At 43.3% G+C, this 20633-nt stretch carries 18 protein-coding genes; 9 read left to right on the top strand and 9 right to left on the bottom strand.

What is annotated here, in order from left to right; genetic code table 11:
- From DW640_RS22075 to DW640_RS22055, 5 genes are all read left to right on the top strand, one after another.
- The coding region (locus tag DW640_RS22075; RefSeq protein WP_117578960.1) for a sulfatase/phosphatase domain-containing protein at positions 1-792 on the top strand (792 nt) is incomplete at its 5' end.
- Between the two features lie 758 nt (positions 793-1550).
- Positions 1551-2426 (top strand): helix-turn-helix transcriptional regulator, encoded by an 876-nt coding sequence (locus DW640_RS22070; RefSeq protein ID WP_032814147.1) that lies wholly within the window; start codon positions 1551-1553, stop codon positions 2424-2426.
- A gap of 120 nt (positions 2427-2546) precedes the next feature.
- Positions 2547-3251 carry a succinate dehydrogenase/fumarate reductase cytochrome b subunit gene (locus DW640_RS22065; RefSeq protein ID WP_008761733.1) on the top strand — a complete coding sequence of 235 codons (705 nt, stop codon included), beginning with the start codon at positions 2547-2549 and terminating at the stop codon, positions 3249-3251.
- 37 nt (positions 3252-3288) lie between these two features.
- On the top strand, positions 3289-5268 hold the full coding sequence (locus DW640_RS22060; RefSeq protein WP_008761732.1) for a fumarate reductase/succinate dehydrogenase flavoprotein subunit: 1980 nt from the start codon (positions 3289-3291) through the stop codon (positions 5266-5268).
- 36 nt (positions 5269-5304) lie between these two features.
- Complete coding sequence (locus tag DW640_RS22055; RefSeq protein ID WP_008761731.1) at positions 5305-6060, top strand: succinate dehydrogenase/fumarate reductase iron-sulfur subunit; 756 nt, start codon at positions 5305-5307, stop codon at positions 6058-6060.
- A gap of 107 nt (positions 6061-6167) precedes the next feature.
- Here DW640_RS22055 and DW640_RS22050 read toward each other — a convergent pair whose 3' ends face one another.
- Complete coding sequence (locus DW640_RS22050; RefSeq protein WP_016269110.1) at positions 6168-6560, bottom strand: hypothetical protein; 393 nt, start codon at positions 6558-6560, stop codon at positions 6168-6170.
- A gap of 125 nt (positions 6561-6685) precedes the next feature.
- Here DW640_RS22050 and DW640_RS22045 point away from each other — a divergent pair, with 125 nt between their 5' ends.
- The gene (locus DW640_RS22045) at positions 6686-6910 is read left to right on the top strand and encodes a helix-turn-helix domain-containing protein (protein ID WP_016269111.1); all 225 of its coding nucleotides are present in this window, start codon (positions 6686-6688) and stop codon (positions 6908-6910) included.
- A 177-nt stretch (positions 6911-7087) separates the two neighbouring features.
- Here DW640_RS22045 and DW640_RS22040 read toward each other — a convergent pair whose 3' ends face one another.
- From DW640_RS22040 to DW640_RS21990, 8 genes are all read right to left on the bottom strand, one after another.
- The gene (locus DW640_RS22040; RefSeq protein WP_117578959.1) at positions 7088-8614 is read right to left on the bottom strand and encodes a sulfatase; all 1527 of its coding nucleotides are present in this window, start codon (positions 8612-8614) and stop codon (positions 7088-7090) included.
- Positions 8615-8953: 339 nt separating this feature from the next.
- The gene (locus DW640_RS22035) at positions 8954-9796 is read right to left on the bottom strand and encodes an AraC family transcriptional regulator (protein ID WP_117578958.1); all 843 of its coding nucleotides are present in this window, start codon (positions 9794-9796) and stop codon (positions 8954-8956) included.
- A 184-nt stretch (positions 9797-9980) separates the two neighbouring features.
- Positions 9981-11009 carry a fimbrillin family protein gene (locus DW640_RS22030; protein WP_117578957.1) on the bottom strand — a complete coding sequence of 343 codons (1029 nt, stop codon included), beginning with the start codon at positions 11007-11009 and terminating at the stop codon, positions 9981-9983.
- A 52-nt stretch (positions 11010-11061) separates the two neighbouring features.
- Positions 11062-12018 carry a DUF5119 domain-containing protein gene (locus tag DW640_RS22025; protein WP_187323677.1) on the bottom strand — a complete coding sequence of 319 codons (957 nt, stop codon included), beginning with the start codon at positions 12016-12018 and terminating at the stop codon, positions 11062-11064.
- Between the two features lie 7 nt (positions 12019-12025).
- Complete coding sequence (locus DW640_RS22020; RefSeq protein ID WP_074858365.1) at positions 12026-13303, bottom strand: DUF3575 domain-containing protein; 1278 nt, start codon at positions 13301-13303, stop codon at positions 12026-12028.
- A 271-nt stretch (positions 13304-13574) separates the two neighbouring features.
- Positions 13575-14072 carry a DsbA family protein gene (locus tag DW640_RS22015; RefSeq protein WP_008761725.1) on the bottom strand — a complete coding sequence of 166 codons (498 nt, stop codon included), beginning with the start codon at positions 14070-14072 and terminating at the stop codon, positions 13575-13577.
- A gap of 959 nt (positions 14073-15031) precedes the next feature.
- Positions 15032-15253, bottom strand: coding sequence for a DUF4248 domain-containing protein (locus tag DW640_RS22005; RefSeq protein ID WP_008761724.1), 222 nt, complete (start codon positions 15251-15253; stop codon positions 15032-15034).
- A 470-nt stretch (positions 15254-15723) separates the two neighbouring features.
- Positions 15724-17235, bottom strand: coding sequence for a putative Ig domain-containing protein (locus tag DW640_RS21990; RefSeq protein ID WP_117578955.1), 1512 nt, complete (start codon positions 17233-17235; stop codon positions 15724-15726).
- 107 nt (positions 17236-17342) lie between these two features.
- On the opposite strand from DW640_RS21990, the gene DW640_RS21985 reads away from it, so the two are divergent.
- From DW640_RS21985 to DW640_RS24110, 3 genes are all read left to right on the top strand, one after another.
- Positions 17343-19451, top strand: a complete 2109-nt coding sequence (locus DW640_RS21985; protein ID WP_117578954.1) for a hypothetical protein — start codon at positions 17343-17345, stop codon at positions 19449-19451.
- Between the two features lie 13 nt (positions 19452-19464).
- Positions 19465-19680 (top strand): hypothetical protein, encoded by a 216-nt coding sequence (locus tag DW640_RS24115; protein WP_233525469.1) that lies wholly within the window; start codon positions 19465-19467, stop codon positions 19678-19680.
- 272 nt (positions 19681-19952) lie between these two features.
- Positions 19953-20519: a hypothetical protein gene (locus tag DW640_RS24110; protein WP_233525468.1), complete on the top strand. Its 567-nt coding sequence runs from the start codon at positions 19953-19955 to the stop codon at positions 20517-20519.
- Positions 20520-20633: the final 114 nt, after the last annotated feature.

The following is a 20633-nucleotide window of genomic DNA, read 5'->3' as shown; positions in this document are numbered from 1 at the left end:
ATCGCATCACAGGACCCCGACAAGTGGTGGTGTCGCTACCCCGGACTGCCGTTCAGCACCGAAGGGATGCAACGGACGGCCGCCAGACGTGCTTCCTACCAAAAGTTTATCCGTGACTACCTCCGTTGCGGCGCTACCGTCGACGACAACATCGGCAAACTCCTAAACGCTCTGGACGAAATGAATATCGCCGACAATACCATCGTCATCTACGTCTCCGACCAAGGCTATTTCCTAGGCGAACACGGCTTCTTCGACAAACGGATGTTTTATGAAGAATCGGCTCGTATGCCTTTCGTTATCCGTTATCCGAAGAAGGTACCCGCAGGAAAACGTCTGGACGATCTGATACTGAATGTCGATTTCGCACCGACGCTGGCAGAATTTGCCGGAGTAAAGATGGAGAATGTGCAAGGAGACAGCTTCGTCAGCAACCTGGAAGGCAACACGCCGACCGACTGGCGAAAAGAAATCTACTATCGCTACTGGACCAATCATGCTATTCGTCCCGCGCACTTCGCCATCCGGTCAGACCGTTACAAGCTGATCTTCTATTATGCCCGAAATCTAGACATGACTGATACGGAGAACTTTGACTTTACTCCGTCATGGGACTTCTATGACTTACAGAATGATCCGCACGAGAATCATAATGCATACAACGATCCGAAATATGCACCTGTCATCAAACAGATGAAGAAAGACTTATTGAGACTTCGCAAAGAAACCGGAGATACGGACGAGAAATATCCGGAAATGCAGAAACTGCTTGAAAAATACTATAATAAGTAAGTGACTGGTACGGAAACTGAACTGTCGCATTTATAACTTGAACTTAGGCAGCTGCTACAAGTGAAAAAGATAGCAGTTTTGCCCTAACGCTCTCATTATTCGCGTGTATCCCTTTATTCATCGGCATTTCAAGCATTACAGCAAGTATGGTGGCAGAGTGAGAGCAAAGGTTTGCTCTCACTCTGCCACCACGGCATATAGGTCGTTTATCCTACATTATACTTTGATTTACTGGGTATTAACATCTGACGCGTCAGCTATTAACGATTGTCATGTCAGCTATTAATAATTGAGAAATCAGGTATTAACAGCTGAGAAGTCATCCATTATTGACTGAAAAATGAAATAATACCTTTCGAACGGACAGGTCAATCAGAGCAACTTATGCGGTCAAGTGAGTTGAATCGAGCTGTCATATGAACGAAATCGACAGTTGTTCCAAGAAGTTTCATTACTTGAAACAGTTTGTTTCATGCCTTGAAACACTTGGTTTCAACAGGTGGAACTAATGATGAAACTACTTGTTCTGAATATATCATGTAAAGGGATGAAGAAAATGCTGCAGATGGCAGATAAAAATGTATTAATGTATTAAAGAACGCCATTCAGGAGTCCGTGAAACTTCAAAGTTGTGCAAACAAAACCAATAAAGACAATCATATCCCCGTTTCTGCTAAAACATAATGGAAGAAAGAATTTTATTTTCACAAAAAACGACTATCTTTGTCCCTGTAGACAACGATTCACGGATAAAACCCATGTCAAAAGACTCACTTTGTGCTCAACATACAGATTGCTCAGGATGCCCCAAAGCGATGGAAAGTACTCTTATTCACAGAAATCTGCTCAGAGGGCAGCATATTCCGAAGGATAAGTGCACGCAAAACTGCATGCTCTTTATGATCGAGGGCGAATTGCTGATCAACAGTGACGAACATCCCGGAACGACACTACACGAGAAACAGTTTATCCTGCAAGCCATCGGCTCAAAATACGAGATACTGGCACTGACGGACGTATCATACATCCTTTTCTGGTTCAACGAACTGCCGTTGCTATGCGAAAACCGCTACCGTGAAATCATCGACCAGGCAGAAGGCCCGCTGACCTACACCCCAATGGTGATGAACCCGCGCCTGTTCTATCTCATCAACGACGTAGCCGCATACCTTGACGAATCGACACCCGCCTGCGGCAAATATATCGACCTGAAATGTCAGGAGATGGTGTATATGATCACCAATTACTATCCCCTGCCCCAGTTGAGGGCTTTCTTCTACCCGATCAGCACCTATACGGAAAGTTTCCAATACTTTGTCATGCAGAATTACAGCAAAGCGAAGAACGTCGAAGAATTCGCACATCTGGGAGGCTATAACACCACCACCTTCCGCCGTCTCTTCCGAAACTTATACGGCGTGCCCGTCTACGAATGGATGCTGGAGAAAAAACGGGAAGGCATCCTCGAAGACCTACAGCACTCTAATATGCGGATTACAGAGATTTGCAACCGGTATGGTTTCGACTCGCTGTCCCACCTTGCACACTTCTGCAAAGACTCCTTCGGAGACACCCCGCGCGCCTTGCGCAAGAAAGCGGCCAATGGCGAAAAAATCGGAAAGATCACCGATTAAGGAATTATTTCTTTAATTCTTTGGTCAATCAATCTATTTCCCCTATTTTTGCAGTCTGTAAGAGGTGTAAAACGTCGAAATTTTAGTTCTAACAATTAAATAATTTAAATTCAATCATTTATGTGGTTAAGTAATTCATCTGTAGGAAGGAAAGTGGTGATGAGCGTTACCGGTATCGCCCTTGTCCTGTTTCTAACATTTCACATGGCGATGAACTTAGTTGCAATCATCTCGGCTGATGGTTACAACATGATTTGTGAGTTTTTGGGAGCAAACTGGTATGCGCTGGTAGCTACCGCAGCACTGGCTGCTCTTTTCATTATTCACATCATCTACGCGTTCTGGCTGACAATGCAGAATCGCACAGCGCGCGGTAGCGAACGCTATGCAGTGGTCGACAAACCGAAAACTGTAGAGTGGGCTTCTCAAAACATGTTGGTGTTAGGCATTATCGTTATCGTAGGCCTCGGTTTGCACCTCTTCAACTTCTGGGCAAAAATGCAGTTGCCGGAACTGATGCACAACCTGGACATGCACGCTGATACACTGACGCTGGCTTATGCGGCAAACGGTGCATATCACATCCAGCAGACATTCTCTTGTCCGGTTTATGTAGTGCTCTACCTCATTTGGCTGTTTGCTTTGTGGTTCCACCTGACTCACGGTTTCTGGAGCTCCATGCAATCACTGGGATGGAACAACAAGGTATGGATCAATCGTTGGAAATGTATTTCTAACATCTATTCTACGATTGTAGTACTCGGTTTCGCACTCGTAGTAGTGGTATTCTTCGTGAAATCACTCCTTTGTGGCGGTGCTTGCTAAATAGTAAATTGTAAATGATTAAATTGTAAATAATATTATGATCAAGATAGATTCAAAAATTCCAGAAGGCCCGGTGGCTGAGAAATGGACCAACTATAAAGCTCACCAGAAATTGGTGAACCCCGCTAATAAACGCCGTTTGGATATCATCGTTGTGGGTACGGGTCTGGCAGGTGCTTCTGCTGCTGCATCCCTCGGTGAAATGGGTTTCAGAGTATTCAACTTCTGTATTCAGGACTCTCCGCGCCGTGCACACTCTATCGCTGCACAGGGTGGTATCAATGCTGCAAAGAATTATCAGAATGATGGTGACTCCGTTTACCGTCTGTTTTACGATACAGTAAAAGGTGGTGACTATCGTGCACGTGAAGCCAACGTTTACCGTCTGGCCGAAGTATCCAACGCTATCATCGACCAATGCGTAGCCCAGGGTGTTCCTTTTGCACGCGAATACGGCGGTACACTGGACAACCGTTCTTTCGGTGGTGCACAGGTATCACGTACGTTCTACGCTAAAGGCCAGACCGGTCAGCAGCTGTTGCTGGGTGCTTACTCCGCACTAAGCCGTCAGGTAAACGTAGGTACGGTGAAGTTGTTCACCCGTTATGAAATGCAGGACGTTGTAATCATCGACGGACGTGCTCGCGGTATCATTGCCAAGAACTTAATCACCGGCGAACTGGAACGTTTCGCTGCTCACGCCGTAGTAATCGCTACCGGTGGTTACGGTAACGCTTACTTCCTGTCTACCAACGCTATGGGTTGTAACTGTACAGCTGCTATCTCTTGCTACCGCAAGGGTGCTGTATTCGCTAACCCCGCATACGTTCAGATTCACCCGACTTGTATCCCGGTACACGGTGACAAGCAGTCCAAACTGACTCTGATGTCCGAATCTCTGCGTAACGACGGTCGTATCTGGGTTCCGAAGAAGAAAGAAGACGCTATCAAATTGCAGAAAGGCGAAATCAAGGGAAGCGATATTCCTGAAGAAGACCGCGACTACTACCTGGAACGCCGTTATCCGGCATTCGGTAACCTGGTTCCGCGTGACGTTGCCAGCCGTGCAGCTAAAGAACGTTGCGACGCAGGTTTCGGTGTGAACAACACAGGTCTGGCCGTATTCCTCGATTTCTCTGAAGCTATCAACCGCCTGGGCATCGATGTAGTGCTTCAGCGTTATGGTAACCTCTTCGACATGTATGAAGAAATCACTGACGTTAATCCGGGCGAACTGGCAAAAGAAATCAGTGGTGTGAAATATTATAATCCGATGATGATTTATCCGGCTATCCACTACACAATGGGTGGTATCTGGGTAGACTACGAACTGCAGACTACCATCAAGGGTCTGTTCGCTATCGGTGAATGTAACTTCTCCGACCACGGTGCAAACCGCCTCGGTGCTTCCGCATTGATGCAAGGTCTGGCCGACGGTTACTTCGTATTGCCTTACACTATCCAGAACTATCTGGCAGATCAGATTACTGTTCCTCGTTTCTCTACCGACCTTCCGGAATTTGCCGAAGCAGAAAAGGCAGTTCAGGCTAAGATCGACAAGTTCATGAGCATCCAGGGTAAAGAATCAGTTGATTCTATCCACAAGAAACTGGGTCACATCATGTGGGAATACGTAGGTATGGGACGTACGGCAGAAGGCCTGAAGAAAGGTATCGCCGAACTGAAAGCAGTCCGCAAGGAATTCGAAACCAATCTGTTTATCCCCGGTTCTAAGGAAGGTATGAACGTTGAGCTCGACAAGGCTATCCGTCTGTATGACTTCATCACTATGGGCGAGCTCGTTGCTTACGACGCATTGAACCGTAACGAAAGTTGTGGTGGTCACTTCCGTGAAGAATACCAGACTGAAGAAGGAGAAGCAAAACGTGATGACGAAAACTTCTTCTACGTAGCTTGCTGGGAATATCAGGGTGACGATGAAAAGGCTCCTGTATTGATCAAAGAACCGCTGGTATACGAAGCTATCAAGGTTCAGACCCGTAACTACAAGAGCTAATCGGTGAAGTTAAACATTTAAAAGAATTAGACGAAAATGGATAAAAATATATCATTTACACTGAAGGTATGGCGTCAAGCAGGCCCGAAGGCTAAAGGCGCTTTTGAAACCTACCAAATGAAAGATATCCCCGGTGATACTTCCTTCCTCGAAATGCTGGATATTCTGAACGAACAGCTGATCAGCGAAAGAAAAGAACCGGTTGTATTCGACCACGACTGCCGCGAAGGTATCTGCGGTATGTGTTCTCTTTACATCAACGGACATCCGCACGGTCCTGCAACAGGTGCTACTACTTGCCAGATTTACATGCGCCGTTTCAACGATGGTGACACCATCACTGTTGAACCTTGGCGTTCGGCCGGTTTCCCTGTCATCAAGGACTTGATGGTAGACCGTACTGCTTATGACAAGATCATGCAGGCCGGTGGTTACGTAAGCGTTCGTACAGGTGCTCCGCAGGATGCCAACGCTATCCTGATCCCGAAGCCCATCGCTGACGAAGCTATGGATGCTGCTTCTTGTATCGGTTGCGGTGCTTGTGTAGCTGCTTGTAAGAATGGTTCTGCCATGTTGTTCGTTTCTGCAAAGGTCAGCCAGCTGAACTTGCTTCCGCAAGGTAAACCGGAAGCTCTGCGCCGTGCGAAAGCTATGTTGTCTAAGATGGATGAACTCGGATTCGGTAACTGTACCAACACCCGCGCTTGCGAGGCTGAATGTCCGAAGAACATCTCTATCAGCAACATCGCCCGCCTGAACCGCGACTTCATCATCGCTAAACTGAAAGACTAAGCGTGAGCTTGATTTGATTAATAGCATAAATCCCCCGTCGGCGTTGGCTGGCGGGGGATTTTCTTTTTACTCATTAGCAAAAGTATAATAAAACGACTCAGTTAAGTTCATAGTAAAGTTTGTATAAACGCAAATCGCTTCTCATAATCATCCTCAGATATAGATAAAGCAAGATAACTATCTGACATGATCCACCCATTGAGTTCTTCTTTATATTCAAAATTACTGTTACAGTAATGAATGTAACGTGCGATATTTGCTACGTCATTAAAATAAAGAATGGACTTATTGCATTTATCATGTTCTAAAGCACAGACTAAGACAACATCATCTATTTTAATTTCAATGCCTTTACTTACCTCCTCCTTATACAAGTACTCATATATACACATCTCTTTTTTAAAGAATAATTTTTGAATGTGACTGCTCGTATTATTTAATACGCTTCTACCTATATATAGTAGGTTGTCAAAGTTTGAATGCAAATTAAGTGTATCCATCTCATCATTTTTTTTATTGTTATTACTCAACTGAATATTCCATTAGCATTATTATATCTCACCATACAATCATATATGATTGCGGATATGCAAATATAAATACTTTCCTTTGAAAACAATCATATATGACAGAGATTATGCTTGATAAACAGGAAACTTTAAATGAGATAGGTACTAAAATTAGAAAATTACGGGAAAGTAAGAATCTATCTATCCAAGAATTCGCAGATAAACTTGAAATGGAGTACAACAACGTTATTCGAATAGAGAAAGGGAGAACTAATTTCACTATTGGTACTCTTGTGAAAATAGCCAATTCCCTAGAAGTAAATTTAAAGGATATAGTATAGCAATTTGAGATGCAAGGATTATACAACTCCTTAGAACGCTAACCTAAGGAGCTGTATATATGAAGCATAACTATTATCAACTGAACTTCATATATTGACTGAAATGTCTATGCAATTACATTTAAAACAATTTGCGGATAAGACATCAATACTCTTGCAAACCAAAATCAATGCCAATCAAAAGTAAACAAAAGGTTTCAACTCATTTCCTTGTTTATCCACCGGATAAAGAGCTCCTTCCTTCTCTAATTGAGCAGACATTTCCTGAATCATCTCCCTGCATTTATCCGGATGTGCGGAAGAAAGTTCATTTCTTTCTTCCGGATCGTCTTTCAGATTGTAAAGCAAGGCTTTGGGTTGTTTCGGAGTCTCGGGAAGATAATAATAAATCAGTTTCCAGTCGCCCATGCGATAGGTGGTAAAGTAGCTGCCGCGGTGTGCGTGAGGGAAGTGCATCAGGAAAGACTCGGGACGCTTCTTGTCCACCTTACCGCTCAGTTGCTTTTTCAGATCGAATCCGTCTATCACGTAGTTTTGGGGAACTTCGCATCCTGCCACAGACAGAACAGTCGGATAGATATCCATGATTGTGCCCAACTGTGTCTGCATACTTCCTACTTCAATAGGCAAGTTCTTCTGTACTTTGCTCTTCTTCTCAGGCTTTGCCCAAGCTGCGATGAAAGGAACACGCATACCACCTTCAAACTCCGTCCCCTTTTTACCTCTCAGCGGAGCGGAAGAACCATAGCCACGTTCATCTCCCAATGGAGCATCACCACCGTTATCTCCTAAAAAGAGAATCAGCGTATTTTCGGCAATTTCCAGCTTTTCGAGTTGGTCCATGATGTCGCCTAATGATTTATCCATGCCTTCTATCAATGTAGCAAAAGCTCTTGCCTGCTCGTTCTTATCCGGGTCGGTGTAGCGTGACAAGAAACGTTTGTCTGCCTGGAAAGGTGAATGAACTGCGTAATGGGCCATATTCAGATAGAAAGGTCGTTTTTCTTCTACGGCTTTGGTGATCTCCCGATTCGCTTCTATAGTCAGCGCTTCACTCAGGAAGGTATCTGTACCGTGATATTTCTCCAGGTCAGGAACTGCTCTAATCTTCTGTCCCTTGATATGCCCGTATCCCCATTCGCCATAATAGCTGCCGGGATGTCCAATGCCGGAACCTGCGATATTTACATCAAAGCCGATATTCAGCGGATTCTCTCCTTCGCTTCCCATACAGCCGAAATGTGCTTTTCCTACATGAATGGTTTTATATCCGGCTTGTTGCAGGACTCTCGGCATGGTAGGCATATCTTTTCTGAGACCTTTCCAGTTCCATTGGGGCGGTCCGAAAGGATTCCGATTGTTGCTCTCAGCATTAATCCAGTTAGTGACTCCATGCCTGGTCGCATTCTGTCCGGTCATGATGGAAGCTCTGGAAGGGGAACTCACGCTCTGTGTGTAAAAAGTAGAAAAACAAATACCCTGTTTAGCCAGTCTCTCCATATTCGGAGTATGATACCAATCATTCAGCGGATGACGCACCGGCTGACCGCTCTCATCTGCCAAAAAGGGGACCGAAGTATCCATAAGTCCCATGTCATCTACAAGGAAGACAATAATATTCGGGCGTTCCTGAGCCACCCCGCAAACGGAAGATGCCAAACCACCCAATACACAAAATTCCTTAAAAGCTCGTTTTGTTCTCATTACATAGTATTTATGATTTATATCCTATTGTACGTGCCATAATAGATTTCAAACTCAGACTCTCTTCTGATTACACAAAAGAGTATTAGAAAAATATCCTATTATCTTTCATTCAGCATAATCTATCATGTTACTATTCTGCTTTGAAACCTGATTTTAATTCGTTGAAATAAAAAATTTAATTTCCGTATCCACCTTATCATGGCTTTATTTGAAGTGATCTGACTTTATAATAAAGATGTATTAGACTGGTTTTAAAGGAAACAGCTAGCAATATACAACAAATGTACTACACCCACAAAGAAAAAAATAGTTTTTGACTTTCTCTCTGAAAAATTATCAGACGTTCTTCTTGCTTGTTCTAAGCATACGTGGAGAAGCTCCAAAGAACTTCTTACAGAAATTGGAGAAGTGAGGCAGAGACTCAAAACCGTATTTATAGCATATTTCGGAGATACTGTACTCAGAGTTATTCAAGTCATCCAAAATACCTTCCTTACGTCGCGCCTGCATCCATTCGTATACCGGTTCGTGGAATACATTATTGAAGATACGCCGCAAGGTGCTGACGGTATAACCTCCCAGTTGAGCCAGTTCTTCTACCGTTTTTACTTTCTTATAGTTCTGAAGGATGAAGTATTCAAAAGTGGTGGTGTATTTCGAGAGTGGATGCACCAAACTAGCCAAGTCATAATCCGAATAATAGTAGCTTAGCACAAACGCCAGTTCTTTGCGCTTTAAAGACAGCAGATCCCGGCAGACTTTACTTTCACTCAAATAGGATTTGGAACCATCCAAAAAGTATTTCAATTCAGGAATTATCTTTAAAGGAGAATAGATAAGCGGAGAAGGTACATCCTTCATGATATGATTGAAACGGAAGTCACAGAATAGTTCCGGCTGAATAAAACGATAATAGATACATTCGCACTCGGTCATCGCAAGCATCTCGTATTTTGAACCAATAGCCTGAAGAATAAATTCACCTGCTTTCAACATCGTACCTGCATACTCCTGGCTATTAACCAAGAGCTCTCCTTTTATCAAAAAAAGGATGAAATTATCTTCACACTTCCGGGCTGGTTGATGGTACCCCCTTGTATGAGTAATGTGAATAATAGCATTGTCTACGGCTTTCGGACAGTTCTGACAATCCCAAGTACCCTGACAGATTGATGACATATATTTGTGTTGGCGTTTGATTTGTTCCTGTTTGCAACAAAAATATATGAAATCTTTTAGATGGCAATAGAAAAGGGAAGAAAAGTGAAAAAAGGTTGCGTATATATAGCTATAAGATAAAGAACTGTATAAATCCAGATGATTTATACAGTTCAAAACTAAAAGAATCTCTTATACTCTATAATTATTTTGCACTTTCAGGAGTTTCTGTTGCATTATTCCATCCATTAACCTTTGTATCGATCTGAACTTTTGCTGCACCAGCTGGTAATGTTAAAATATACAATACATTTTTACCAACTTCCCATTCAGCGTTAGCAGGTAGAGTCACCGTTTTAGTTCCTTTATATACTTCCATCTCACCTTGCTTAGTAGAGTACGATATTGATATAATTTTTCCATTTACTTTTTGAGGAAGTAGCATCCAAGAAGCATCAGCATCAGCTAATGAATAGTACTCCTTTCCTGCCACCTTCTCAGCAGATTGTTTTACATCATAAGAATAAGAATTCACTTTAGTAGTCCCTGTCAAATCCCAATTGCCATCTGATGCATCAAAGTTATATTTGGCTGTACCGCCTTGAATATCAGCAATAGAAATAGCTGTTACAGTATAAGTAAGATTTAGATCCCCTGGAATATATGCGAAATTTACGCGAGTTAAAACGTGTTTAAAATCCAAAGTCAATTTACCATCTGCACTTACACCAGCATCCGTTGAATTAACTACATTAGCAGCATGTGCTACTACCAAATCAATTTGATTTGCAGGAGTAGCATTAACTTCGAAAGAAATCGAAGGATAACCAGTAGCAGGAGCAACCGGATCAACAGTAGGAACACTATAGCTAGATTTGACCGTAGTAGGATACGCAAAAAATTGTACTTTCTTTTCCGAATCCAATGATGGCCAATAATAAGAGCCGGCATCCTCCGTGCTCCAAACTGAAGCAGCATTTGCTTTTGTATATGAAACTCCATTCATATATGCATTACCTAAAAGAGTCGTACCATCATAGGTAGCACTTGTTACATAAGAACTTACCGTAAAAGCTAAAAAATTATCAGTGGTAGTATCAGTGGCTCTTGTCGCCTTCTTCACTACTGAAGTAAAACCAATTTTTGCTTGTTGATTGGGATTCTCAAATTCTTCGTTCTGTGAGCAGCTTGTAATTGTTGCAACTGCTGCAATCGCCAATAATACCTTTTTCATAATCGTATTTTTTTAAGTTTATAATATTGTTATATTTTGCTTATGCTTTATCTCAAATTACGGGCAAAGGCACCTCCTCCTCTTCTCCCCAATCACCAACATCACCGCCAATACCACCATCACCACCAGACGAATTTTCCGGCTTATCAACCTTCACCTCATCATCATCAAGCGGTAACTCTATATCTTTAGAAGGCTCATCGTTGCCTCCCCCTTCACCACTCTCCGAATTAACAATCACATCCGTTATATCAACCTCTATCTTCTGTACCGTATTATCCACCTTCACAAATGCCAGCGTAAACTTTATAGCAAGACTTGCCCGACTCATCGCCCCTTCCGGTAGCCCAAAAGCTGTAAAACTACCCGTTACTTCGCCCGAACGTCCTTGCGCTTCAAAGTAGATAGGAGCATCGTTCATTTTCCCGCAACATCTGCCCAAACAGTAACAACCCGCCATACCTTCCACACTGCCAACGATTGAAGAAACATATTCCAGCCCTTCCACCTTGATCTTGAAAGAATAGGTCTTTACCACTAATTTCGGTTTCCAATCCAGTAGAAGCTCTTCTTCACTGTTCGCTATATGTAAATCATCGATCTGCACTACGTATAAGGGATCAGGTCCCCATACCATTTTCTCCGTTCCCGCTATTCCCAAACCATTGCAATAGCCTGTAAATGCTTCAATCGTCTCATAGGCTTCCTCTCCTCTGATCTGCACCGTTTCAGTGTCGTAGTTGTAAGCCACTACCGAATAACGCCCCGGCGGCACCTTTACTTTTCCACCTCTTACTGAAAGGTATGTATCAATCTTTCTGCCTTCCGCACTCTTCGGATAAAAAATCACCCGAACCCCTTCCGGCAACTTATCGGTAACACCGTTCCAATCTAACTTTATATCTACCCCGCTTACGGGATAATCATCCAATAGTTCGCGACGGCTACATCCGGTCAGCATCAGCAGCGAGGACAGAAGCACAAGAAGTATGTATCTTGTATCTTGCATAACGTCCTTATCTCCCTCTTTTTATCAGCCATACCAGAGAGACTTTCGCCTTGGTAGGACCTATAAAGTTATAACGTCCACTAGTTGTCCACACGATATCCCCCTCGTAAGGAGTATATTTCTTATATTCTGTTGTCAGATACCCGATGCCGAAGCTAAATTCGAGCGACAGATGGCGAGCCAGTTGCCGCGCATACCCGTAGGTCACTCCCGCAGCTCCGTAATAATCGCCCCGGTAACCGTCGCCCTTCCACTGGAAATCGTAAATTCCACCTTCAGCATAAAGCCCAACAAAATGCCCTGTCAACCGGTTGCGCTTCTGACGATTGCCCAACCAGCAACGTCCTTCCACTCCTCCCGAAAGAAGCTGATAACAGAAATCATGTTTACTGTTCAGCCACCACGGACATTTGTATTCAGCATTTAAAGACCACCTTTTGCCTACCGGAATCTCTACTTCCAGATTTGGCGCCAACGCCAAATCGTACAACAGATTATTCTTCACTGCAAGCACCGTTTTACTTTCAACCGGCCCTTCTGCCTCCGACACTACCACCTCATAAGCCATACTCTCTTTACTTTCTCCCTCCGGCTTATCAGGTTGATCGCTCGGAAGCGCCTCTTCCTGCTTTGAAACAAACAATCCGGAGACAGAAGATACCGGTTCAAAAATATTCTTTTCCATTTCCGGAACTTTGCGGACAACCGTAATCTCAGCGCGTCTCAACTTAGGTAACACGTTGCGGACAATATATCGGTAAGCCATTCCCTGATTCAACTTCTGCAACAGTTCTTTTCGCTTCACGATGTTATCCCGATGATAATCTATCAACATCAAGACTTCTTCCCGGTCCGGCAAGTCTGAATCCGACGCCACCAACTTACGAAGTTCAGACCAATCTTCTCCTTCCGAAGTAAGTTTAATATTTTCGGCATCAACATACGGATAACGTTGCCTTAAGAACTCTCTCATCGAATTGTTTCTTCGGACAGATAATGCGGCATTGTAGACCGAATCTCCGTCAGGCGATACAAAAGTGACCACATTGAGCGCAGTGATATATCTTGAATTTATTCTTTCTTCAAGCAAAGAATCTAAAACATTAATTTCCTTGTTATTAGTCTTATAACGGAAATCAACATCTATTTCTTCCTGATCGAAATATATCACCACCCGCCTGATAGTGTCACTCGCAACCGTGAGAACCGGAACCACTGCATACACACTTTCTGATAAAGCAAGAAATGCCATGAGAATAACGCATGTATAGATTCCGTGTTTCATAATTGTTCGTTTCTGTGAACAAATATAGAAGTTATAATATAAACTAAATCATACTAGCAGAACAAAAAACAGGACATGGAAGGTTCTGTGAAACGATTGGAACGAATTTGCAAGTTTAGAAGCAAATAAGGAGGAAACAATAGATACACCAAGGCATTATATAAAGAAAAAATGCACAGAAAATCGAGTATAACCGATTATCTGTGCATTTGCAACTTTTCAATAAGCCTTTCCCACGCTGTCTGCTACCTAAAAAGAAAGTACAGAAGATTTATACAGTCGGGTCCGGCGCTTCTTCATCACCCTTTCCTCCGTCTCCACCGGGATTAGGTTTTACGCTACCGCTGCCATTGTTACTACTTCCGTCCGTATAGTCCGTATCCAACTCCGCACGACGGGTAATACTCATATCATCCAACGTGGTCTTGAATATTTTTCCAGGATAGAAAAGGATCTTTCTTTGGACGATTGACTTAGATGATACTTCCTTCTCGTCATCCGCACTCTTAGCGCGAATGGTAGGGCTGAAGATGCCGAACTCACCCATCTGAACACTCTTTCCGTCGTCAATGTCCTCCGCCATCATATCGACAAGACCGCTGACGACCAGATCCACAACTTTGCGGTGAACTCCACAAAGACGGCTCACCTTGCCACACATCTTGGAAAAACTTACTCTGCCGGAACGAACCGACTTTGCTACATACTTTTCGTTTTTGTCCTTGTCAAAACCGAACACTCTTTTTGTTACTACATACTCTAAAGCCATAATTGTTAAAGTTTAAATGGTTAAAAAAATAAAGGTTATCTGTTTGCCATTCCGTTTTGTCTGAATGACTCTGCAAAGATATAACAGGGCGCAAACCGTCCAGTCCCCTTTAGTCCCCCTTGTGTCTCCTTTCAATGGCTTTAAAGCAGTAAATATCCTAAAGTAATTCGCTTATTTTCAATCGACTATACAGATGAATATTTTTTTTCCAAAGTGCGTTCATTGCTGTTTCTCCAAATAGAGTCTGTCGGTTTCCAGTCTCCATATACCGACATACCCCCGCCCGCAATCAGTAGAGAAGGAGCGCTTCGAAATACAATTCTTTACCTGCTTACTCAGAGTCTCACTATCTCCCAATGGTCAAGTAAACATTTCCAATGTATCTTTACCTATGACGAGATATTCCCCTCTTTGATCTGTTGCCTTAACCTGTATGCAGATGCCAACATACAAAAAGATAATAAATAGAAAAGTGTGCTTTCTCATAGCTTTATAATTTTAGAAAACCGAATATACATATATATAATAGAGCAATAATACTCATTTCGGTATTTATCATATGCGAATAAACGAATTATTCTGTTTGCTCAAATAGAATTACGTACAAATTAGCTGCATTATAGTATAACCAACGAAAAAGCAACATGATACTTTGTCATACAAAACGGTCTATGAGAGAAAGGTAAAAATAGTCATGCAAATTTACCAATATACTAATCCAATGAATACGATACTGCCTTCTCCCGATTTACCCACAATGAAAAACATAGACACTGTATACTAAAACCGTATTTGAGTTTCTAATAAATTCTTTCATCGTTTATTAGAAACGGTTCCCAAGTTTATTAAAAACACCGATACGCCTTTCAAATCTCTTTTTCTTGAATTTATGCAACAAAAAAGGCTGCAAACTTTTACGGAGTTTGCAGCCTTTTGCTCATTGCCGGGCTACTTATGCCCTAATCCTCATAAGGATCTCCTAGATGTTTTGTTATAATCTTATACTGTTTTGATGTCAAAAACCGATGATTGTACGGCAAGTAACCTGTCGGTATAAGTTCTTTGACCAACGGGTTACAACCTTTAATCCATCGGCTGAGACAATGCACCGCATTTTTACTCGTTGTACATCCGGGGAAGTACATCGCAGCCAGTGCAGCAAAAGATAAGATTCCTCTCATTCGTTTCTAAGTTTTGATTTGAGTTTTATTGTTGTTATTACGACTACAAATATACAACATAAAAAAGCCTTTGTCAAGTCCTCAAGACCTTCGAGCGTTAATAACAAATTAAAGAACTGGAGTACTGGCACATAAGCAAGGATTGCATCGTCAATGACTAACAAGTTTGTTACTAACAACTTTGTTAGTAACAAACTTGTTAGTTAATAAAAAGGCTGAGATTCCTCAATTCAGACCCATTGTGTGCGATAACAGTGAAAATCCGTGAAAGAAATCAAAAGAGACGCAAATACAAGAATATTATTTGGAAGGAATAGCAAGAAGACTTACATTTGTCATGTGATTTTTTTCATAGTATTAGATTTAAGGTTAACAAAGGTTGGAGCAAGGCGTTGCTCCTTTTTTTATGCCCCAACCTTTCTTTATTTTACCTCAGAGATTTATTACTGTCATTCCAGTACTGTCATTGACTATTTTTTCGGCTTTCCACAGATATCAACCTTGCATTGGTAAGGCGCCAAGTCCACCATTATGTTATTCGCAGCATTTTCCATAGAACGGCTGTCAAGACTATACACCTGCTCCAAAGACAGGTCTTCCACCGTTTTTGAATTTAATTCTATAGTACGTGGAGTATCCGCCCGGTTAAAACAAGCTACCGCTTTGCGACCGTCAGCCAACGGCTTTACCCAAATATCATAATGATCTGCACGGATGCTGCGCTCCGCCTGCTTGCCCAACACATCCTGGTTGATAGCAATCAGGTCCCTATCCAACAGAACCTGCAATGTACTGTCATTCATACTTCGCACGTCATTTCCGCAAAGTAATGGAGAAGCCATCATACACCATAATGCAAAATGAGACTTATACTGTTCGTGGGTGCAACCTTCCGATTCATATCCGATACTCATACTCTTACCACCGATACCAACTACCAGCATATCCGGATCATTCCAACCGGAAGGACCGCCATATTCACTCAAAGGAGCATTGATTTCAAGAATATTCAGGATACCACGAAGCCCGCCCAACTTGTTGGCTTCCCGGTTCCAGACATCGCCTATATCTCCCGAAACGCGCCACAAATGTCCGCCTACCTGCTTTGCCCATTTCCAAGGTTCGCGCTGTCCCCACTCACAAATGGAGAACACGATGGAACGTCCCGTAGCACGCAACGCCTTTCCCATCTTTGCATAGCGCTCCATAGCCTCCACCCGGTCGACAGGAGCATTGCAATAATCATACTTCAACAAATCGACACCCCACGAAGCGAAATCTTTCGCATCCACTTCTTCGTAGCCGTAACTGCCGCATACACCGCCACAAGTCTTATCGGCTGCATCCGAATAAATTCCGAGTTTGAAACCGCGCTCGTGCAGATAATCTGCCACATACTTTATTCCACGCGGGAACTTATCTTTATTAATCTGCAAATGTCCGTCAGCTCCCCGTTCGGGCAACTGCCAGAAGTCGTCGATGTTAATATAGGAATAGCCTAAATCCCGCATTCCGTTGGCTACCAGCGCATCCGCAGTTTGCAAAACCAACTCTTCGGTGAGATGTCGCCCGAAAGTATTCCAACTGTTCCAACCCATGGGAGGAGTCAGCAACAGGTCATCACCAATGCGGATCACGAGCTTTTCCGTACTGGTCCCCAATGCGTTCTTAGCTTTAAGAGTGACGGTATATTCACCTTTAGAAGCTACTGATCCTGTGATAATCCCTGTTTTCGAATCCAGTTTCAATCCTTTCGGAAGTTTCTCCGCACTCCATTCCATCGGCCGCTGACCGGTAGTAGGAATATAAAAGAGGAAAGGACTGGCAGGATAATTGCCAATCGCCCGGGGAGAGTTAATACATGGTTTTCCTTCAAAAACCTTTTGAGAAGCATCCGGCAAAGAGATATTTCCGGCAACAGATACGCTTGCTACAAAAAGAGCAAGAATAGACAAAATTACGATACAACGTGTTTGATTCATAGTTGTTTGTTTTTTATTACGCCACTAAGATAAGGGAAAAAAAGCAGGATGAATGGTGATAAACATTTTTTTTATACCTTTGCCGCCCGCAAACTAAAAAAAGAAATATGATATTCCACAGAATCTTTCGTTTCACCTATTTTCTTATTTTCTGTATATGGGGAGTGCAAAGCTGCACCAAAGACGACTTAATAGAAACGCCGGCAGACACAGACAGCGAAACAACAGAGAACCCGTATGGAATAATCCGGATAGCAGAGAAAGACCTGACTCCGGATGTTTTCAAATTAATGCTTCAGGATGATGAGCCTGCCACGATTCTATTCAATAACACCCAGCGGGGATTCAGAGTAAACCAGCCCCTGCAAGTCAGCATCACCGAGCAGCAAGAGTTATTTATCCGTTTCTATTCGCCCCGTCCTGTCAAGGAGGTGACTGTGTGGGCAACCATCAGCGGATATGAAGAAGCATTCCAACTGGCAAAGTTCGATGTGCTCCCAGCTTTCACTGAATTTCATAAGGAACTGCCGATGCTGACGCAAAGCAAGCGTTACATCACCCGTTCAGGAAAAGAAATCCAGATTATGGCAAATCCACACCTGTCCGCAGCCGACTTCAAACTGGAAATAGAATGTAATGACAAATACTATCAAAAACTGCTTTCCACCAAGTCCAAATACAACGTACGTTTCTCCGCCTATAGTCAGACCGGTTCATGGGCCTATCCACTTTATCCGGCTCACGCCCGGGAAGCGGTAGCAATGATGCTGAACTACGGCTATATGTTCTCGTCAAAGGAATTTGCCGAAGAACTGGAAAAATACAGAGGCAAACTGCATAGTGACGCCAACAAAACTGTTATTGACATCGATATGCTCCTCAAAAAAGTAATCAACCACTCCGGCTTCGTTATCGGGAAAGTGACAACCGTAGACGGACTGGGAGGCGGAGAAACTTATGGACTCAACGAATGGTGCTTTCTGGAACACTACGCAGACGACGGAGCGCACACCAGCGCCACGTTTCACGAGTTGGGTCATTGCCTCGGCTACGGGCACAGCGGAAACATGACTTACGAACAAACGGGAACCGGATGGATTACCCTCTGCGCCACCGTATACAACAAACTATGCATCGAAAAGAAACTTCCGGTGTACTCACGAAGATTCATGCACACCCGCCGCTATGGCAAACTTTATGGCAGCTCAAAATACAACGCTTCCCGATACATCATCGAAGACCCTGAACTGGATGCAATCGACGGTGGACTATCACCGATATTGAAAGAAGAGGATGAGGATACTGCGCAAGGAACACCACTCTCCTGCATCATCACCTACAAAGATATTCCCCAAGCCACGGAATCGACTTTTGCGCCCAAGGATGTCTGTGTATATGGCAACCGAATCTACATCGTGAACAATGCCAGCGGAAATTTCAGTCTGGAGATTCTGGAAGAGCAGAACGGCAAACTGACGCACATAAAAAGCCTGAAAGAGTGGACGGAAGGAGGGGCAACAAAGGGATTTGTCGCAACACCGAACGGCGTGACCGTAGCCCACGGTAAGATTTACGTTACAAACGAACAAAGCCGGACTGATATTTTTGATGAAAAGACTTTTGAACTGGTGGCAACCATCGGCACAGGCTCTTGGGGAGAAGGAAGCAACCAAACGGTTCATGCTTTCGATGTACTGGTACACCGGGGATGCGTGTTTATCCGAGATAAGAAACGGGTATGTGTATTTATCGAAGACGATATTGTCCCCGGAAAAAGCTTCAAAAATGTGCCCAATTATTGCCGGACATCGAATATGGGAGAGGCAATGGGTACTTACGGGCAGACAATCGGCAACGACGGGTTACTTTATACCACCCACCAGGGAAATAAGAAGATTTATGTATTCGACCTTCAGGCAATGCGCGAACAGGTGGAATGGAAAGCCCAACGGGTCATTAATCTGACCTCTTATTCGCCGTACGACATTGCATTTATCGGCAAACGAATGTTCGTCTCCTTTGCTACAGGCAAGAATCAGCCTATCGCCCTGGCCGAAGTCAATCCGGAGACAGGGACTGTGATTAAGGATTACACAACTGTCGAAGGACACACCTTCAGTAACGTGGAAAAGATGTCAATGGCACGGCAGACATTGTTCATAGTAGACCGGAATGCACATACAGTAACGGGAATCCCTGTAGAAAAGTTGAATTAAAAAAGAAGAAGACATGAGAAAAGAAAAATTATATACCGGATGTCTGTTACTAATGGCATTAATCACAGGTAGTTGCTCGGAAGAAGAAAACCCGGAAGTCCGCCCGGCTACAAAACCCGCAGAGCCATATACAAGCTATTATTACTATTCATACGAAGCGGCACGACAGTTATCCGCCACAGACTTCGCCTTGGCTGAAGGTCAATTCACCCCGGACCTACTTACATAAAAGGAGATACTCTTTTTGTAGCCAATATTCAAAGCGGAGCTTTTAGTCTGGAACTTTATGACCGGAACAAGAACCGACATCTGGCTTCGCTCAAAAGCTGGAAATATAAAGAGGCAGAACAGAAGTTTCCGGATAAGATTGAAGCGATCGGAATATCCGGTAACCGGCTGTACCTTGCAAACATAAGTTCCCGAATAGATGTATTCGATGTACGGACGCTGGAGTTCATCACACGCATCGGCACAGGTAACTGGGGAGACGGAATCAATCAGATGGTACACTCTCACGCTATGGCTATCACACCGGACGGAAATATCATGATTCGTACCAAAAAGAATCTGTTAGTCTACCGGGAAGCTGACGTAACTTTGGAGAATTATCAGAAAGTTCCTTTCTATTGCCGCAGTAAAGGAGATGGAATGGATGTGAATAACGGTTTCCATTCTCATCAGATGGTGCAGGATTCCACCGGTATCGTTTATCTTGCTGATTTCGGGCAATACGGCAATCAGAAAATTCAAGCCATCGACACCACACTGATAGAAAAAGGAGATCAGAAGATACTGATTGACACAGAAAAAACGCTCCCTCTGAGCTTCAATCCCTGCGGCATCGCGTTGCATGAAAATCGAATGATTCTATCTGCCCAAAACGGGTCTCTATTTATCTATGACCGAACCAAAGGGAACTGGGAAAACAGTTTTAAGTCCGTCAAAGGATATACTTTTAAGAAACCCGAGAAGCTGCTGGTAGACCAAAACACTCTTTGGGTCTCGGATGTAAACGCCCAAAAGCTGGTAGAAGTAAAAATCTATAAGAATGAAATACGGGAATATTAATTAAAAATCCATCCTCGCCACAAAGATAGTTGTAGCGAGGATGATTTCGTTAAAAGGGGAGTTTTGGCACATTTACATTTGCAGTATTAAATATCACAACAAAATATAAGTGTA

It is taken from the genome of Bacteroides sp. AM23-12, assembly GCF_003434395.1.
Taxonomy (GTDB): domain Bacteria; phylum Bacteroidota; class Bacteroidia; order Bacteroidales; family Bacteroidaceae; genus Bacteroides; species Bacteroides thetaiotaomicron.
This window is presented reverse-complemented; position numbering and strand designations above follow the sequence as displayed.

Excerpts from the sequence above, each read along its gene's own strand:
- DW640_RS21985 (WP_117578954.1), top strand. The coding sequence starts at position 17,343 with ATGATATTCCACAGAATCTTTCGTTTCACCTATTTTCTTATTTTCTGT.
- DW640_RS24110 (WP_233525468.1), top strand. The coding sequence starts at position 19,953 with ATGGTACACTCTCACGCTATGGCTATCACACCGGACGGAAATATCATG.
- DW640_RS24115 (WP_233525469.1), top strand. The coding sequence starts at position 19,465 with ATGAGAAAAGAAAAATTATATACCGGATGTCTGTTACTAATGGCATTA.
- DW640_RS22070 (WP_032814147.1), top strand. The coding sequence starts at position 1,551 with ATGTCAAAAGACTCACTTTGTGCTCAACATACAGATTGCTCAGGATGC.
- DW640_RS21990 (WP_117578955.1), bottom strand. The coding sequence starts at position 17,235 with ATGAATCAAACACGTTGTATCGTAATTTTGTCTATTCTTGCTCTTTTT.
- DW640_RS22065 (WP_008761733.1), top strand. The coding sequence starts at position 2,547 with ATGTGGTTAAGTAATTCATCTGTAGGAAGGAAAGTGGTGATGAGCGTT.
- DW640_RS22040 (WP_117578959.1), bottom strand. The coding sequence starts at position 8,614 with ATGAGAACAAAACGAGCTTTTAAGGAATTTTGTGTATTGGGTGGTTTG.
- DW640_RS22020 (WP_074858365.1), bottom strand. The coding sequence starts at position 13,303 with ATGAAACACGGAATCTATACATGCGTTATTCTCATGGCATTTCTTGCT.
- DW640_RS22060 (WP_008761732.1), top strand. The coding sequence starts at position 3,289 with ATGATCAAGATAGATTCAAAAATTCCAGAAGGCCCGGTGGCTGAGAAA.
- DW640_RS22025 (WP_187323677.1), bottom strand. The coding sequence starts at position 12,018 with ATGCAAGATACAAGATACATACTTCTTGTGCTTCTGTCCTCGCTGCTG.
- DW640_RS22035 (WP_117578958.1), bottom strand. The coding sequence starts at position 9,796 with ATGTCATCAATCTGTCAGGGTACTTGGGATTGTCAGAACTGTCCGAAA.
- DW640_RS22045 (WP_016269111.1), top strand. The coding sequence starts at position 6,686 with ATGACAGAGATTATGCTTGATAAACAGGAAACTTTAAATGAGATAGGT.
- DW640_RS22055 (WP_008761731.1), top strand. The coding sequence starts at position 5,305 with ATGGATAAAAATATATCATTTACACTGAAGGTATGGCGTCAAGCAGGC.
- DW640_RS22030 (WP_117578957.1), bottom strand. The coding sequence starts at position 11,009 with ATGAAAAAGGTATTATTGGCGATTGCAGCAGTTGCAACAATTACAAGC.
- DW640_RS22050 (WP_016269110.1), bottom strand. The coding sequence starts at position 6,560 with ATGGATACACTTAATTTGCATTCAAACTTTGACAACCTACTATATATA.
- DW640_RS22005 (WP_008761724.1), bottom strand. The coding sequence starts at position 15,253 with ATGAGAGGAATCTTATCTTTTGCTGCACTGGCTGCGATGTACTTCCCC.
- DW640_RS22015 (WP_008761725.1), bottom strand. The coding sequence starts at position 14,072 with ATGGCTTTAGAGTATGTAGTAACAAAAAGAGTGTTCGGTTTTGACAAG.